This is a genomic window from Planococcus sp. TJ-302 (assembly GCF_058268455.1).
In genome coordinates this window covers 1943042-1961014 of the sequence record NZ_JBZDOI010000001.1, presented here as the reverse complement: position 1 = coordinate 1961014, position 17973 = coordinate 1943042, and the positions used below count along the sequence as shown (strand labels likewise).

12 protein-coding genes are annotated in these 17973 nt (G+C 43.8%); 8 read left to right on the top strand and 4 right to left on the bottom strand.

Translation table 11 applies throughout. The features are described from left to right. The first annotated feature begins 209 nt into the window (after nt 1-209). Complete coding sequence (locus AC4EHB_RS09510) at nt 210-1511, top strand: hypothetical protein (RefSeq protein ID WP_490981291.1); 1302 nt, start codon at nt 210-212, stop codon at nt 1509-1511. Between the two features lie 317 nt (nt 1512-1828). Further along, nucleotides 1829-1951, top strand: a complete 123-nt coding sequence (locus tag AC4EHB_RS09505; RefSeq protein WP_490981290.1) for a hypothetical protein — start codon at nt 1829-1831, stop codon at nt 1949-1951. A gap of 382 nt (nt 1952-2333) precedes the next feature. Here the strand turns inward: AC4EHB_RS09505 and AC4EHB_RS09500 are convergent, their stop codons facing one another. Next, complete coding sequence (locus AC4EHB_RS09500; RefSeq protein WP_490981289.1) at nt 2334-3386, bottom strand: HupE/UreJ family protein; 1053 nt, start codon at nt 3384-3386, stop codon at nt 2334-2336. A 96-nt stretch (nt 3387-3482) separates the two neighbouring features. Beyond that, nucleotides 3483-5021: a CehA/McbA family metallohydrolase domain-containing protein gene (locus AC4EHB_RS09495; RefSeq protein ID WP_490981288.1), complete on the bottom strand. Its 1539-nt coding sequence runs from the start codon at nt 5019-5021 to the stop codon at nt 3483-3485. Between the two features lie 741 nt (nt 5022-5762). Between AC4EHB_RS09495 and desB the strand changes: the two genes are divergently transcribed. Beyond that, nucleotides 5763-6848: a Delta(10) desaturase DesB gene (gene desB, locus AC4EHB_RS09490; RefSeq protein WP_490981287.1), complete on the top strand. Its 1086-nt coding sequence runs from the start codon at nt 5763-5765 to the stop codon at nt 6846-6848. Between the two features lie 119 nt (nt 6849-6967). On the opposite strand, the gene gnd is transcribed toward desB, so the two are convergent. Both gnd and zwf read right to left on the bottom strand, forming a co-directional pair. Then, the gene (gnd, locus tag AC4EHB_RS09485; RefSeq protein ID WP_490981286.1) at nt 6968-8383 is read right to left on the bottom strand and encodes an NADP-dependent phosphogluconate dehydrogenase; all 1416 of its coding nucleotides are present in this window, start codon (nt 8381-8383) and stop codon (nt 6968-6970) included. An 86-nt stretch (nt 8384-8469) separates the two neighbouring features. Then, complete coding sequence (zwf, locus tag AC4EHB_RS09480) at nt 8470-9915, bottom strand: glucose-6-phosphate dehydrogenase (protein ID WP_490981511.1); 1446 nt, start codon at nt 9913-9915, stop codon at nt 8470-8472. A 287-nt stretch (nt 9916-10202) separates the two neighbouring features. On the opposite strand from zwf, the gene AC4EHB_RS09475 reads away from it, so the two are divergent. The 5 genes from AC4EHB_RS09475 to AC4EHB_RS09455 all read left to right on the top strand — a co-directional run bounded on the left by AC4EHB_RS09475 (nt 10203) and on the right by AC4EHB_RS09455 (nt 17628). After that, nucleotides 10203-10820 carry a cyclase family protein gene (locus AC4EHB_RS09475; RefSeq protein ID WP_490981285.1) on the top strand — a complete coding sequence of 206 codons (618 nt, stop codon included), beginning with the start codon at nt 10203-10205 and terminating at the stop codon, nt 10818-10820. 455 nt (nt 10821-11275) lie between these two features. Continuing rightward, a complete protein-coding gene (locus tag AC4EHB_RS09470; protein ID WP_490981284.1) occupies nt 11276-12451 on the top strand; it encodes a cytochrome P450 family protein in 1176 nt (391 codons plus the stop codon). Nucleotides 12452-12988: 537 nt separating this feature from the next. Then, a complete protein-coding gene (locus tag AC4EHB_RS09465) occupies nt 12989-13819 on the top strand; it encodes an STAS domain-containing protein (RefSeq protein ID WP_490981283.1) in 831 nt (276 codons plus the stop codon). A gap of 738 nt (nt 13820-14557) precedes the next feature. After that, nucleotides 14558-15403, top strand: coding sequence for a LysM peptidoglycan-binding domain-containing protein (locus AC4EHB_RS09460; RefSeq protein WP_490981282.1), 846 nt, complete (start codon nt 14558-14560; stop codon nt 15401-15403). A gap of 1223 nt (nt 15404-16626) precedes the next feature. Next, a complete protein-coding gene (locus tag AC4EHB_RS09455; RefSeq protein ID WP_490981281.1) occupies nt 16627-17628 on the top strand; it encodes a 2-hydroxyacid dehydrogenase in 1002 nt (333 codons plus the stop codon). The last annotated feature ends 345 nt before the right edge of the window (nt 17629-17973 follow it).

Here is a 17973-nt window from a genome sequence, read left to right as displayed (position 1 = left end):
TGTCTATGAAAGTGTACTTTGGAGAACGTTTGAGTTGAAGAGCAATTGGGCAACTGCGTAGAACTGGATAGGAGGAAGTGGTTGTGAGTCTCCTTAATATGTTTTTCAATTTCAATAACTAGTGATTTTTTCCTTATATATAAATACCTTCCAATTGCTGATTTTCGTATGATATACTTTTTCCGAAGCAATCGACAGGAGGAATGGATATGAAAAGATGGATTGGAGCATTCGGTGCTTCGTTGTTATTGGCAGGCTGTTCGGCTTTCGGGGAGGATGTGCCTGAAGGCTTTACCGAGGAAAGCTATGAGGATTTTGTGAATGCCTACCGCACCTATGAAAAAGCCGAAATTGCCCATGAACTACCGACTTCAGTGTTAGATGACTTGTTTGAATACAGAGAGAAGGCGGAGAGAGGGGAACTGACCGAAACGGAAATGGAGGTCAGGGATGCCATCAGCGGACTCGCCTACGCCTATATCAGTGCCTATCAAGGGCTCAACAATGAAACCTACGACATCGTTACCTTGACCCCCGATACACTTACAGCCGAAATTATATCAACTTTATCCCTGGAGGCCATCAAAGAAACTGAAGAACGGGTACTTTCCCAGCTGAAATTGGAACCGCTCCCTACGGACGAAAAGGACGAAGAACTGAAACGGAGTGCCTATACGGAATCCACCACACGTGTACTGGATATTGCAGGCGTTGGAAGTGCAGGAACACCTGCGTCCTTTGAGGACAGTTTGGTCGTTTACCGAAAAGAACGGGATGAATACTATATCGCCTCCTCATTCAGCTACAACGGAGGAACCTACAAATACGATATGATGTTGGACGGAGAACTGTCGTTACGTGATGCCTATCTTGTAGGTTCGGTTGGAGACCTTTTCAGCGAACCGATGAATGACGACGATCGACTTGAATTTTTAAAACCTGACAATGCAACTGTGGGGAGTGGAACGGCGGATGAAACAATTGAGGAACCAAGCCCACCTGCCGAAAGCGCAGAAGAGGAAGAACAAAGTGCTGCCATGGAAAGCGTATACGGGGCCGATAAGGAAGTTGAAATGGGTGCAGATGGTGTGCAAGTCGATAAATCCGAAACTTCAGAAACGGTTGAAACACCTTCAACCGAATCCGAATGGGATAAGGAACTTTTCCTTGGTGGAGCCATTTCGGAAACCGCTGCTACTCTGGAAACCTTCCGCCACATTAATGCGGATGCGATGTCCTTGGATATGAATGTTGCATCTGCAACTGAGGCCCTAGCACTCCTTGGGAATTGGCGGGATACATTGGATCTTATACGAATTGACCCCACAACAACTCCGTACCTTTCCGACAGCGAAAAAGAGACCCTTGAACTGTTGGTTGTTGAACTGACTGAAGTCATGGAGACGGAAGAACGAATGATCAGTGACCCGTCAACGCAGAACATCCGAATGGCGGAAAGTACAACGGAAATGATGCAAGGGACAGTAGACCAAGCACAGTTCGATTATTAACGGATAGGACAATTGCTGGTAGAATGCATTTAATAAGTTTTTATGTAAGGCTATAGAGTCAAATTTTCGAATAGATACCAATCTACATATCAAGACTTATCGGAAGCTATTAAAGAGAAAGAAGATGCTGAACTAAGAGCATCTTCTTTCTCTTTCTTTACTTTATGAACGCAAATAAAATACGAGTGTCCATGGAATTGTGCCGCTCCCTGGGAACAAAAAGTAAATATGCTAAAATATTTGGCACAAAACTTCAGCCTAAGAACCCAAAAATTTTGGTGCTAAGCGGGTATAGGAAACAAAAGGAGGCGAGTAACATGAATGATGACTTGTTTTCAGCAGCCTTATACAAAATCCTTATCTGGCGTATTCAAAACTGCGGAAGATGGATCCGGTCCATTATGTCCACTTTCCGGATGGGCAGCGGGGCTGGCGGGTGACAGGTTTTGAAGACGGGGCAGCCGTTTTGAAGGATGCCCTGTTTCATGAAAGACTATTCGAAGCTCTGCGGCCGCAGCACAGAAGAGATGTCTGTCTTCACAAAAAATATGCTGTTCTCTGATCCGCCAGATCATAAACGACTGCGCGAGCTCGCATAAAAAGAGTTCCCGCCGAAAATGATTTCCGGCATGCGCAACCGCATCCAGGAACTGAAAGACGAGTTGCTCGATGGCCTTGAAGGAAAGGGGACTGTCGATCTCATCGATGACTTAAAATACAAAAACTGAGTTCTCTATTAAGAGCCAAGTTTTTATTTTTTAATAGATTTTCTTAGTCTACCTATAATTCATCTATTAATTCATTCGTGTTCTATTCTTAAAATCAAAAAGCTCTTTCCACAAACCAAACTAATCCGAATGCTAAAATGGCTGTTGATGTTCCTGGAATGACCCATTTGGCCGGTTTGAATGTCAGTCGCTTGAGCCATAAGATGACTGGGAATGCCAAGCACACAATCAGCAGTTGCCCGATTTCAATTCCAATATTGAACGACAACAGTGATGTGACCAGCTGGCTTCCATCAAGCCGCATTTCGGAAAGGATTCCCGCAAAACCGAATCCGTGGATCAGCCCGAAACCAAAGGCGAGCCATGGCTTATGTTTGGAGTTGGGGTTGAAAATATTCAGCAGCGCTATGTAGATAATGCTCAACGCAATGGCGGATTCCACAAGTTTGCCAGGCAATTGCACAATCTCCAATGTGGCAAGAACCAACGTGATGCTATGGGCGATTGTAAAAGCGGTGACCAATCCGAGAATGTGTTTGATGGTCCTCGCTCCAAATAATAAGCTGATAACGAACAGGATATGGTCATATCCAGTAAAGATATGCTCCAAGCCGAGCAATAGAAACTGCTTGGCGTTTTGCACAAAGCCAATTTCTCCGATTTCAAGCTCTCTTGATTCGTACGAAAGAATGCCTTCTTGCTGTTCGCCGTCTAAATTGACCGTTGCGTAGTTGGCATGGCTTGGATCGGAATCATCGAGGAATATATTGTAGACCAAGCTCAATTTTTCCGGTTTATGGTCCAGCTTATAACTTAAGTTGATAACAGCAAATTGGCGTTCTTCCATCGTCTCGACGCTCGTGCTTTGGATGGTTCCTTCTATTTTTTCGCTATCTGCATAAAGTTCAATATGGGTATTGATATAATCCTGGACGGTTTGATCATCGAATAGTTGCTGATCGCCCATTTCTTTATTCATGGAATGACCAAGTTCTGTCAGGTCCAGCTTCAATTCATAATCCAGGGTGTTGCCATTCACATCAATGAGGGAGTATCCTACACTATTGTTCGTATGTGCGAATGCGGTGGGAGATAGAATAGATGTCATCGAAATAATGAGCAACAGAAATAAACAAAGCTTTCTCACAAAATCCACTCCAATTTTTAAGGTTATGTATGTAGGGTAAAAAATAAGGAAAGACGAGGAGATAGGAATCTCCCCGCCATCTAGCAGTACAAGAACTTACTTTGCGGTCTTGAGGAAAACTGGGTTCGAGTAGAACCAAAGGTCAGTCCATGGATCTTCGCCGCGCGGGTCGATTTCCGGCTCTTTTTGTTGCGTATTGGTGCCACGCAAGCGGATATAGCTGTCTTTCTCTACATCTTTCAATGTATACGAGATTTCAATATACTCGCCTTTTTGCGTCCAATCTTTTTCGGTGAACGTTTTGATGACTTTCGTCGTCGGGTTTGATGCGGTTGAACGGTCTTCCACTTTTCCGTTGACTTCGCCCATGATCAAATCGATATGGTCAACTGAAGGCTTGTCGCCGTTGGCATTTGCCGCATTCGGGTCTTTCAAACGAATCGTCACGGTCGCATCTTTGGCCTTTTTGCCATTCAACGTCAAGGTTTCGCCGATGGTCGCTGAATTCCCTTTGGATTTCGCGAACAACGGCGATTTGCCGTTTGCTTGAACTTTCATATCAAGCTCCGAGACAAGGTCGCCCGTTGACACGAATACATTGCCGTTGCGCAGGCTTTCCATGATGTCCTCGTAATCTTTTTCGGCTTTTACGTAAGTTTTCGAGTACTCGCCCGGCCAGAAATCACTGCCGCCCTCGCGCCAATTGACATGCGAGTCAGAAGTCGCAGTGATCCACCAATGTCTTCCTTCACCCAGCATCGAATCCCACAGTCCGCCAACCTTCGCCGTCATCTGGTCAAAGCCCCCAAGCGTCGGGTAGTTGCCGTAACCGCCTCGTGCGCCATCATCCAGCGTGCCATCCGGGCCCAACGCGGCAGCTTGGTGGCCAGGAGCCCCTTCCATGCCGATAGAGATATTCGGTGCCAGATCGTTCCAATTGCGGAATTCTTCAGGTGTATCTTGGCCCCATTCGCCGTCACCTTTTGCTGAACGGGAAGGGTGGTGCGCAATATGAATCGGCTGCTCGCCTTCATCCAATTGTTTCATGTAATTGAGCGCTTCGATCATCGTGGACTCTGTATCCCTGCTGTTATCGTTCGGGAAAGGGTCGCGTTTATTGAATTTGCTTTCAATGTTATAAAGGACCTGTGATTCCTGATCGCCTTTTGGAATAATCAGCGAGCTGTGGTCAGCGGCTGGCGTGTCGAATTCCATGCCGTAAAACTGAAGAACGTCAGGAATGGCTTCGCGGGATTTCAGCAATTCAGGATAAGCCTGCTCCAGATTGACCTTGGAGTGGTTCGGGCCGCCGTGATCTGTTGTGACCATCCAGTCAAGCCCATACTTTTTAGCGTTTTCTGCATTTTTTACCGTCGGGTAAATGGCATCCCCGGCACGGATAGGCGTTGGCGGGTTTGTGGAATTGTCCCAGCCGACGCTCCATTCGCTGTGGATATGATGATCGCCAGCAAGCCAAGAGGCATTATTCCGCTTTCCCTCTTCTTTTGACACTTCGTTTGCTTCGACTTTTTGTCCACTGTCGGCAGTGAGAAAAGTTTGGGCTGTAAAGGAAGTAGCGGCCAAAACCGTTGTAGCGATGATTGGAAATGTGTTCTTTTTTACGCGAAATCCCATGTTTTATTCCTCCTAACATTTTTTGGTTACTCATGTAATGATAAAGAGGCGTTGTTGTTTGCGAATGAATTTAATGTAAAAATTTTGTAAATGTTTTAAGTTGTTATCTATATTTTGTAAGTTAAAAAAGGCTTTTCTCTATACAATTTTGAGTTGTTAAATCGAGCCTCGGTGTAAATGAGAACTCGATCGGTTAACGGGGGCAACAAAACAATTGATTGAAATTGACGAGTTACTTCGTAGAGGTGGATTGTAAGCAGTACGTGCCAGGGGGAGACGGCGTAGGAGACCAAAAGTAAATCAGCTGAATCAAGCGATGGCTCCCTGCCATTCTCAAAGAAAGCGTGTAAAAGAAATACAAGAGGCAACGGGGATTTTAGCAGCAACATTATAACGAAAACTTAATAAAAGCTTATCAAATCATTAGGAATTTGTAACATTAACCTTTATAGTAAAGCAGGGAATAAAACTTAAAATCATAACTTGATACTTTAGTTCCGCTGGTTTACACGCCGGAGCACTGTTCCTGGCTCCACTAAACCGAATGCTGGTTCAATATGATCTACAGTATTTATTTAATCCACGTAATACTGATCACATCGTTAAGCTGTTTTGTTCGACCTATAGAGGATGTAAATTTGAGGTGTGCTTATTTATTTGAGCCATACGGCACCAGTTTTTTGATCATACCTCATTGCTAGAAAAGAAAAAGATATTCTATATTAATTGGAGGAAATAATTTTGGATAAAGAATTTCACTCATTTGGCTGGTATGCATCTAAAGTATCGCCGCATCTGCCCAAAAATGCATATAAACCGGTTCCAGCACGTTTGCTTGGCGGCCTGGCTTATTTACTTATTACAATTGCAGGAATGCTTGCTATTGGCATATATGATTTACCCTTTCTTGCGAACATAGCCATTTCCTTTGTCATTGGAACAAGTTTTGCCGCGATGGGATTCCTGGGGCATGAAATTTTGCACGGAACGGTAGTGAAAAAAGTTTGGCTGCGTGATTTTCTGGGAGCTGTTTTCTTTTTTCCGCTTCTTACGGGACCAAAACTTTGGCGCAAATGGCATAATATGACGCATCATGTTCACACTCAACATGAAGAGAAAGATCCGGATACGTGGTTGTCAAAAGAAGATTTAGACAAAAATCCTGCGCTGAAAATTATCTATCGATTGCCGTTTTCAGTCCGTGCATTTCTGGAGTTTTTCGCTTTGAGTTTTACCTTCACAATGCACTCGACTAAAATATTTTTCGCTTATATCAAGGAGTTTAAGCCTGAAAAACGAGCGGCAGTTTGGTTCCAGTTCTTGTTGCCGTGGATTGCTTGGCTAGGTTTGATCTTCTTTGTCGGAATCACAAACTGGCTATTTATGTTTTTAATCCCTCATTTAATTGCGAATGCGATTGTAATGGGCTATATTTCGACTAATCATCGATTGAATCCACTTGTTCCGGTGAATGATCCGTTAGCCAATACCTTATCGGTGACGGTTCCTCGGTGGGTTGACTTTTTGCATTTCAATTTTTCTTATCACACAGAGCATCATATATTCCCGAGTATGAGCTCGAAGTATTATCCTTTAGTAAAAGAACATATAAAGGATAACTGGCCAAATCGCTATCATGAGATGCCGATGTCGAGTGCTTTGAAAGCGTTATGGAAGACTCCTCGAGTTTATTACAACGGGAAAGACTTAATAGATCCGCAGGCACAGTTGGCCTATGGATCACTCGGGAATGGCCTTAATCCCGAAGCCATTGAGCCGCGGCCGATGAATTACAGCGACACTAAAGATAGAATAAAACAGGCTTAAAGTAAGCTTGGTACAGAAAGAATTTAATGAATGAAAAAAGCCGGTTCACGATGAACCGGCTTTTTTTCTATGGACGAATTTTAATGTGTTGTTTACTATTTTCACTCAATTCGTTTTCTCTATTCGTTGGATGACCAATCCGTATGGAAAACGCCTTCTTTGTCTATGCGCTTGTAAGTATGGGCGCCAAAATAATCCCTCTGTGCCTGAATCAGGTTCGCTGGCAATACCGCAGAACGGTAGCTGTCAAAGTAAGCTAAGGCGCTTGAAAAAGCGGGTGCTGGAATTCCTTGCTGGATGGCCAACGCCAGTACTTGGCGGAGGGAGGACTGGTATTCTTCGATAGTTTCCTGAAAGTACGGGTCTACTAATAAGTTAGGCAGTTCGGGATTGCGGTCGAAAGCTTCTTTGATGTTGTGCAGGAACTGAGCACGGATGATGCATCCTCCGCGGAAAATCATGGCGACATCGCCGTAAGGGATGTTCCAGCCGTATTCAAGGGAAGCTGCGCGCATTTGGGCGAAGCCTTGAGCGTAAGAACAGATTTTACTCATATACAATGCTTTGCGAATGGCTTCGATCAATTCCTGGGAATGTCCCGCAGGAAGTTGGGGTTCAGGGCCTTTCAATAACGTGCTTGCCGCCACGCGCTCTTCCTTGATAGAAGATATGAACCGGGCAAAGACAGATTCTGTGACGATCGGCAGGGAGACGCCTAAGTCCAATGCGTTTTGGCTTGTCCATTTCCCTGTCCCTTTTTGTTCTGCCGCATCCAGCACCTGGTCGAGGAGCGGATTGCCGGTTTCGTCATCTTTTTTGGCCAAAATGTCTGCGGTTATTTCGATGAGGTAACTGTCAAGTTCCCCTTTGTTCCATTCCGCAAATATGCCATGCATTTCCTCGGCGCTAAGTCCGAATGCCTGTTTCATGATGAAATACGCTTCGGAAATCAGCTGCATATCGCCGTACTCGATGCCGTTATGGACCATTTTCACATAATGGCCAGCACCGTCAGGGCCCATGTACGTGCTGCACGGAATCCCGTCCACTTTCGCTGAAATGGCATCGAGTATCGGTTGGACGTGTTCGTAGGCTTCTTTCGATCCGCCTGGCATGATGGAAGGGCCGTTGCGGGCACCTTCTTCACCGCCGGAAATGCCTGCCCCGATAAAATGCAGGCCTGCCGCTTCGATTGCCGCTGTCCGTCTGTTTGTGTCTTTAAAGAACGAATTTCCTCCGTCCATCAGGATATCCCCTTTTTGAAGATGGGGAATGAGCGATTCGATAACCGAATCGGTCGTGTTGCCGGCCTGGACCATCATTAAAATCTTGCGGGGTGTTTCCAAGGAAGAGACAAACTCATCGATGCTGTATGCGCCTTGGATGTTTTTTCCCTGGGCTTCTTTAGCGGACAGCTCATCGACCCGCTCTGTCCAATAGTCATAGACGGCTACCGAATAACCTTTGCTTTCCATATTCAATGCGAGGTTCGTGCCCATTACGCCTAAACCGATAACGCCGATTTGCTGTTTCATAGTATGCTGCTCCATTCTTTTATGATAGGTTGAACACCGATTTTTCTGTGTTTCTTTTTCAAATCCTTCTGTGCTGAAAGCTTATATTACCACCATTTGTGCTGATCTTTCTGCAGCAGCTCTTCTGCAGCTTCGGGACCGGTTGAACCTGCGCGGTAAGAATGCAAAGGCAGCAGATCTTCCTGATACGCGTTTAATAATGGCTCAATCCATTCCCAGGAAAGCTCGACTTCTCTCCAATGGGCGAAGAACGTTGAATCGCCCAGGATAGCATCAAACAGCAGAAGTTCATAGGCTTCAGGATGATTTTCCGAACTGGTGGAGAAGTCGATCCACACAGGCTTAAACTGATTGCCAGAGGGTTCTTTTAAGTTGACGCGCAGCGAAATGCTATCGTTTGGACTGATTTCAAGCACTAGTAAATTTGGAGAAGTTCCTTGCAATCTATCGGAAACGACCATCTTGTGCTTAAATTCGACCACAATCTGTGTGGACTTCTTGTTCATCCGTTTCCCGGTGCGTATATAAAAAGGGATTCCCTCCCAAGCTGGGTGGTCAATCGACAAGCGTGCCGCGAAATAAGTGTCATTCTTAGAGGAAGCGTCGACCCCGGGTTCCTCTGTATAGCCGATGGCCGGGGTATCATCGATCTCGCCGACTTCATACTGGCCGCGGACAACATGCTGATGCGCCTCTTCTTTCCGGATCGGCCGAAGAGACTCGATGATTTCTGTTTTCTTGGCCCGGATCTTATTCTCCGTTAAGTTCTCCGGCAGGTAGAGGGCTGTCATCATGACAAGTTGAAGAAGGTGGTTCTGCACCATATCCCGGATAGCGCCTGCTTTATCGTAATAATCAGCCCGGGTTTCCACCCCTACAACTTCACTTGCTGTAATCTGGACGTTGGAAATCAGTTTTTGGTCCAGCAATGAGTCCAACACCGGATTGGCTAAAATCAAGGTATTGAGGCTTTGCACCATTGGTTTCCCCAGGTAGTGATCAATTCGGTAAATTTCATCGTCGCTGAATGTTTTCAGTAATTTTTGATTTAATTGTCTGGCAGTTTCCACATTGCTGCCAAATGGTTTTTCAATAATGAGGCGCTTCCAGCCTTGGTTTTGGTCCAGGCCGCTAGAGTGGAGGTTGGACGTAATGACACCCACTAAACTTGGCGCCACTGACAGATAGAACAGCCGATTCTGCGGAATCCCCAGCTCATTTTCTCGTGTTTCAACCAATTCGAGCAGGCTCTTGTAAGATTCTTTAATTGTCGCGTCAAAAGTGAAATAACGGAACTTTGTTAAAAACTCCTGCAAATTTGAAAGTTGAACGCTTCTTCTGGAATAGGCGTGAAGCGCTTTTTCCACTTTCGATTGAAATGCCTCGTCTGAAGAATATTTTCTGCCCAAACCGATGATTGAGACCGTGTCAGGCAATTTGCCATCAAGATACAAATTATACAAAGCAGGAAATAATTTTCGCTGCGCCAGATCTCCCGTCGCGCCGAATAAAATAAAGGTCATGTCTTCCATGGACCAATTGTTTTGAAATCCGATGAAATCATCTTCCGGATTGTATCCTGCTTTAGGACTTTCAGTGTTCATACATTAAATCCTCCTAATTTCATCGTTCTGATTTTACCATGACTAAGTATAGCAACAGTTTTAGTATAATGATTTATGCGCTTTTATGTTAGTAAGAAACATAAAAACTACTATTATACACACTAGCGTTTTTTTAAAAAATATTTCACTGGACAGCTTGATCAAAAACATGCGAAGGTGATAATACAATTATCCATAATGAGAGGGTTGATTTGATGAAAATGTACGATATCACAGGTTCGATTTATGAAGGCATGACCGTTTACAAAGACAAGCCGGAGAAACAGCCGAAACTCAATCAGCTGACAAACGGCTATGTCACTGAAACGCGTATGGAATTGGATGTCCATACCGGCACGCATATCGATGCACCGCTTCATATGATGGTTGAAGGAGAAACATTCGAATCGGTTCCACTGGATAAATTGGTTGGGCAATGCAAAGTGCTGGATCTGACGAAAGTGGAGGATGCAGTTTCAAAAGCGGACCTGGAAGGATTCAGGCTCGAAAAGGATGACTTTGTTTTATTCAAAACTAGAAATTCATTTGAGGAAGCTTTTGATTTTGATTTTGTTTACTTGGCGAAAGACGGCGCAGACTATCTGGCTGAGGTCGGAATTCGAGGGGTTGGCATTGATTCTCTTGGAATCGAAAGAAGCCAGGAAGGGCATCCGACGCATAAAGCCCTGTTCGCAAACGATATCATTATTATAGAAGGACTGCGTTTAAAGGAAATTGAGCAAGGCGGCTACTTTATGGTTGCAGCTCCTTTAAAATTGATTGGCACGGATGCTTCACCTGCCCGAGTATTGCTGTTTGAGGGACTGGGATAAACCCTTCCGTTTGGAATCAGCTGTATTTAGAGTGTAGAAGTCTCTCGAATTATTGCAACGGCAAAAGAGCAAATGATGCTCCAGTACAGATTTTTCTCTTTTGTGGATAACCACAAAAGCAGCTTAAAATTTTATCCACATGTGGATAAATCGGATTCTGCGACAAGCAAATCTAATGCAAAGAAATTCTTTATCCATCCCGAGCTATACAATGAACGGAAGAAGCTTCTCCTGAGGTCAAGGAGAAGCTTCTTCTTGTTCGAAATCAATATTTATTGCTGTAAATTTTTTATTTTAATCAAAATTGTTTAGGAGCTGTGCCATACGAGAGAGGCAATGGCCTGTTCTGTATACAGCAGCCGCAAATTTAAAAGAAGCTCCAAGTTGAAATAAAGCCGAAAGATCGAGAAGTTTTTGTTCGGAGCGGGTATAGGATACAAAAGGAGATGAAGAACATGAACGAAGACTTGTTTTCATCATCATTCATACAAAATCCTTATCCGGCCTATTCAAAACTGAGGGAAATGGATCCGATCCATTATGTCCACTTTCCGGATGGGCAGCGGGGCTGGTTGGTGACCGGTTTTGAAGATGGGGCAGCCGTTTTGAAGGATACCCGTTTCATCAAAGACTATTCGAAGCTCTACGGCGGCAGCATGGGAGAGATGTCCGTCTTCACCCAGAATATGCTGTTCTCCGACCCGCCGGACCACAAACGCCTGCGCGGACTCGCACAAAAAGCGTTTACGCCAAAAATGATTTCCGGCATGCGCGGCCGCATCCAGGAACTGACGGACGAGCTGCTCGATGGCCTGGAAGGGAAGGGGAAGGTGGATCTAATCGATGAATTTGCCTTCCCACTCCCAATCATCGTCATCTGCGAAATTTTGGGGGTCCCTTCGGAAGACCGCGATAAATTCCGCTTGTGGTCCAACTCGATGATTGAAGGAACGAGCGGAGAAGTTGGCGTCAGTGTGTATCAGCACATGAACCAGTTTATCCAGTACCTCGGGCAATGGTTCCAGAAGGTGCGAGACAATCCGGATGACGGCTTGATCAGCAAACTGATCGAAACGGAAGAAGAAGGGGACCGGCTGTCTGAAAAAGAATTATACGGCCTCGTCTCGCTGCTAATTATTGCAGGACATGAAACAACTGTAAATTTAATCGGCAACACGGTGCTTGCCCTCATTTCACATCCAGAACAGCAAGAGACCTTAAGAGAACAGCCGGAACTCGTTCCGCAGGCAATCGAAGAGTCGCTCCGTTTCAATGGCCCGGTTGAATTCAGCACGTCCCGTTGGGCAAGCGAGGACATGGACTTCCGCGGAAAGAAAATTCACCGCGGCGATGTCGTTGTGGTGGCGCTGAACGCGGCGAACCATGACCCCAATAAATTCGAAGAGCCGGAGCGCTTCGATCTTTCGCGCGAAAAAAATCCGCATCTGGCATTTGGCATGGGCATCCATTTTTGCCTTGGTGCGCCGCTTGCACGCCTAGAAGGCGAAATCGCCATATCGAGCTTGCTGTCCCGTTTCGGAGACATAAAGCTTGCAGTCGATGAAAGCGAGTTGGCATGGCGTCCTGGCATGATTGTGCGCGGGGTTAAGGAACTTCCTGTTTCTTTGTGATCTTTAAGCGTCTGTACAATCTAGCTGGGCATCGGTGTTGCAGCAAAACACATTCGGCTGCGGCTTTTCCCGTTCGCGTTCGTTTTATAGGGCGACGAATGAGACGATGCAAATCTACTGGATATGCCAGGCACTTTTCCATGAGCATTGCATCTGCAAGTCGGTTACCGGGCAGTCTCGAGGACTGAGGATCGAACGGCGGTTGCCAGAACGAAATTGGTTGATGGCCATAAAAATAAATGAAAAAAGCCGAGCGCAGTTGGCTCGGCTTTAGCATTTTAATGGAATGAGTGTCCACAATAGTAGATTGTCTATATTTACTCATTGCAACATATGCTCAATCAGAATGTCTGTATATAAGCGTACCACTCAGTTATTAAAATAATAGAATAAGAAAGGGATTTAGAGACAATGAATGCCTCCGGTCTCTTAGTAGATTTAGGGATTGGACTGGTAGTAGAAGCCTGCAATATGGTATGATTTTTAAATATAATTGGAAAACAGACAATTTATATTGTCTATAAGTAGGAGAGAGGAATGGACGTTATACTTCAAAAAGTAGCCGCCTTCATGAGAGAAGAAAACAAATCCCTGACAGAAGATCTTTTAACCCAGACGATCGGCCACTTAAATTTGGACCTGACGGATGAACAGGTTGCCAAGCACAAAAGCTTACTGGAAGTTTTGCTGGATAATGTGGCAACAGGTCTGCTTAGCACTGAGCGAGAAACAAAAGACCTGGAACTGGAATATGACATTGACAACTTCTTTTATTATGATGGGGCGTTACTAAAGGACACGATAGAAATTATTAGCACATTCCGTTTATCGCTTTTTCACGAGATTCAGCAAAGAGGTTTAATAGGGACGAGCGATGCACAGGATTTGTCTCGGCTTTACCATCTGATTATCTACATTTTTGATGATGCCATTCGAAACACAACAAAGAAATTCAATCTGGAAAACGTGAAAGTAATCGAGAGGATTGAACGGGAAATCTTGGAATTGGCAGCCCCGATTGTGGCCATTAAAAATGGAGTGGCTGTTTTGCCGCTTATCGGCAGATTCAGTGAATTACGGGCTTCTTACATTTCAACTCGTGTCATTCCCAGAGTAGTTGATATGGATATCCAAATGCTCATTATTGATTTTTCAGGAGTGGAAGATTTCGACGCGTATACAGCCCGAAAAATTTTTCAGATCAGAGAAGTTCTGCAATTCCTTGGAATTCAACCGGTTATTACAGGGGTAAGACCTTCTATTGCGCAGGCTGCAGTGAGTGTAGGAATCGATACGAAGAATTTACAGACCTATGCAACGGTTCAACAGTTTTTAAAGGAACAGGAATATCAGCAGGAAATCCATTGACTTGAATGGATTTTTTTTATTGATGAAAAATGGATTCAGCAGTTTGTGGTTATTCTCCATTGGAGCAGCGCCTTTCCTATTATGTCCATAGATGGCCGCGGAACGGAATGAGGAAGAGTTTAGCAACAGTAGAATAGTAAGCAGGAAAAACTGGGGGCTAGAGCATTCGGTATCAGGAAGATAACCGCTACTTGCTCACCGGAAAACACAGCTTCAATCCGGGTGCTGAAAAAAGCGGAGTTGAAGCAAGCGCGGAATCGAGCGCATTGCTGCATTCTTTTTACAAGAAGCGCACCGTGGAGTAAAAAAAGCGGTTACTTCTTGAAAAAAGAAGAGGATGACTTACAGATCTGCTAAGTAGCAGCAACAGTGAGTCATCCTCTTTTCATATTGTCAGTCCGTAGTTCACGGTAATAACAAGATCAAGGTGCGATTCCAAAAAAAATTATAAATGAGTGGATAATCTAGCTTCCCTGGAAAAGAAACAATTTGGAATGATTCTGGCTATACACGACATTTTATACGTTATTCATCTGCTGATCGATAAAATTAATGTTTCTAACGGTAGATTGTTGGTTTATACAAGCTTATAAATTATTTGGAAATTGTTCCGCTCCCAATCAAGAAAAATAATTTGTAAAATTATCAGAAAAATAACAAAAAATGATTATTAATCTTCGATATGGGGAACTTAAGGACTAAGAGTAGTGAAAAAAAAACGGAAAGTAGGGGGGTAAGATGATAAAATTTAATTTGAAACCCGTCCCTCAAGCCAAAAAGGAAGAGCCGCAATCGTCAGAAGGAAAGAAACGAATGGTTAAAATTCTCTTGTCGTTTGCGTTAGTGTCGTCAACTGCACTTGCTGTCCCAGTAAGTACACCAAGTGCAGCTACTGAAGTGGCCAGTTATTACATTGTCAAAAAAGGGGACACATTCTACAGCATTGCGAAAAAGTACGGTCTGGTAGTTGAACAGCTGATGGCAGCAAACTTCACCACAAGCACCAAAATAATAGTCGGGCAAAAAATCGCCATTCCGCACAAAAACCAGCCGTGGTCTGGAAACCAGGAAAATCTGGATAACAGAAATTATCGTGTAGTAAAAGGGGATACCTTGTACTCCATCTCGAAACGGACCGGCGTTTCAATCGACAGCATCAAGAGACTTAATCGCTTAACATCAGACATCATTAAAATCGGGCAAATCTTGACGCTTTATCCGGACACTGGGGTCATACATCGAACTTCTGCCTCGTACTTCGTGAAGTCAGGCGATACAAAATACACGTTACGAAGCAAGTTCGGCAACACAATCGCTTTGCCAAGTGGTACATTGCAGGTGCTTCAACAGCTTAAAGTCACAGGTGAAGTGCTGGAAATTACCACAGAGGAACCTTTCGGATTAGCAGATGGCCGCGTGATCGAAGTGAAAGTTGGCAATGATTACTATGCGATCAATCTGTATCAAGGAAACGCTCCAATCGAGCATTTGGCAAATCGGAATGATCTTCGCTTAACGTTCACGGTGGTTCGTGTAGGACCGCGATATGAGATGGTTTCTTATGCCGTGCAAGAACTGGAATAAAAAAAGTTAATTTAGTTTTTGAACTGCAGCAGATTATGCTGCGGTTTTTTTTTCTGCAGAAGAGGAGACCAACCGTTTTTTATCGTAAGCTCAAGAAAAAAGGCCATAGGCAATGGGCCACTATTTGGCTGCTTTAGCCAAGCCCTTTTATCAACCCTGGTTTTGTCCGGGGGAGGAAAAATAGGAGCAAACGAAAACCCGAAAGCAAATGTACAAATAAAGCCCGTTTCTTATATCTTCAAAGAAAAAATTTGGATCACGCCGGCATTGTATAGTTTCGGAGCCCTGATTCTATCACTGGCCATATTTTATTTTGATCTCTATATCATTGAGGGCTTGATAGATGTCATCCCCTCTGTTTTCCTCACCGATGTAGAGGCGGGGAAACCCATCCTTAATAATTTTCTCTGGATACAATTGTTTCGTTAATCCTTTTTTGAATTCAGCCAGAAAACACCTCCATCCTGGAGGTGTTTTTCCTTGTCTCGTTTTATTGGCTCACGATAAATGCTTGCTGGTTTTTGTTTTGTTAAAACCTTATATATTGCACAAGCGCAGTGAATTTTAATGTATTTTCAGCAGTTTAGTCATCATTTTATCAAGAGTTAAAAATTTTAAATATTCAAAAAATGTTTGACAACAAAAAAAGTAACTATTAGTATTGAGGTGACAATAATAATAAAAACCGAGTGCTATAATATAAAACTTTTGCAGTTAGTTTGAAAAAGTGCTAGGTCTAAAAAATGGAAACTAATTAAAAAAGGGAAAGGAATTTTAAAAAGTTTATCAATGAATTCAAAGAGGATTACATATCAGTAACAAAAAAATGATACAACAGCTTCTTAAATGCGAAATATTATGGAAGCGGTTTCAATTTATTTGATCTTCTTATCCATGGTTATTAATAACACAGGCGCTTGATCACAATATTTTTGACGGCAATTCACTGTTTAAAGGTATATGCACTGTACCGCCGAACGGCTTTATATTGAACGAACACTGCTGCATCGAAATCAAAATTCAAGGCATCAACGCTGAAAGTGCAGGGGTGGAACTTCAAGTGCCTTTCGACGGCATGAAAGGTTCAAGTTCATGGGAGCAAGGGAAGCGGCTAAAGAACTTTATCCCGCTATCAAAACGATTTTCATTTAAGACAGCAAAAAAATAAAAAAGAGATTTTCAGCTTTGGAAATCTCCTTTCAAAAAATAAGAGGAGGAATTGCATGAAACCGAAAGTTTTTATCGCGCGTCCGGTATCGAAAAAAGTGGAAGATTATATAGCGGAGCATTGCGAGTATAAAATTTGGAACAAGAAAGAGCCGATTCCCCATGAGGTGCTCTTGGAAGAAGCGAAAAATGCGGAAGGGATTCTCATTCAAAATGCTGCAGTAACGGAAGAGTTCCTCGCCCAGGTGCCGCATTTAAATATTATCTGTAATACGGCGGTAGGATACGATTCTTTCGACTTGGAAGCGATGAGAAAGCATGGGGTTCTGGGGACACATACGCCTTATGTGCTTGATGAAACTGTGGCAGATCTTGTTTTTAGCCTGGTATTGGCGACTGCAAGAAGAGTTCCGGAGCTGAATAATTTTACGAAACAAGGAAAATGGAGCAAAACGACTGAAACTCATCAAATATTCGGTGTGGATGTCCACCACGCAACGATGGGCATCGTCGGAATGGGCCGCATCGGCGAGAAAATTGCCAGAAGAGCCGTTTTCGGTTTTGAGATGAACGTTCTATACAATAGCAATACGCCAAAACCCGAACTGGAAGAAAAGTATGGAATTGTCTATAGCAATCTGGACGGTTTGCTGGAAAAATCCGATTTTGTCGTCTTGATTTTGCCGTTGACGCCATCAACCCGCCACATGATTGGAGAAAAACAGCTCAAGCAGATGAAACCGGAGGCGATTTTGATCAATTGTGCAAGAGGACCGGTGGTTGATGAGCAAGCTTTGATCAAAGCGCTGCAAGACGGGACAATACGCGGAGCAGGACTGGATGTTTTTGAAAAAGAACCGGTTGAAAAAGACAATCATTTACTGAAAATGGAGCAGGTCGTAGCACTTCCGCATATCGGATCGGCTACTGAAAACACACGTGAAGCGATGGCGATGAAAGCGGCAGAAAATTTAGTGGCTGGCGTCACCGGACAGGTTCCGGAGAATGTCGTAAAGGAATTGCAGCACCTTGTAGAAAAGGGAAATCGAATGCTATAGTGTGCGACCCACACTTCCATACCAGAACTTTTATAAATTTTTCCGCTTTCTGGAACGAAATATTAAGGAATAAACCATTTTTTACACGATGAAACACCGATAATAGGCAGCTTGAAACAATTGCTAAGTTTCAGGCTTCAGATAAATATTGAAAACCAGTAGATATATATAAAGCCCAGTAAAGGCCGGTGAAATAAAGGTTTTAAGTGATAATTCGGTTAGAAATGGAAGTGCTACTTAAACTTGAAAGGGGGTGTATATGGAAGGGGATGATACTGGAAATTTTTTTTTGGAAAAGGGGGTACATAAGTACAATAATGTAAGCGGTATCATGGTGTGTTTAAC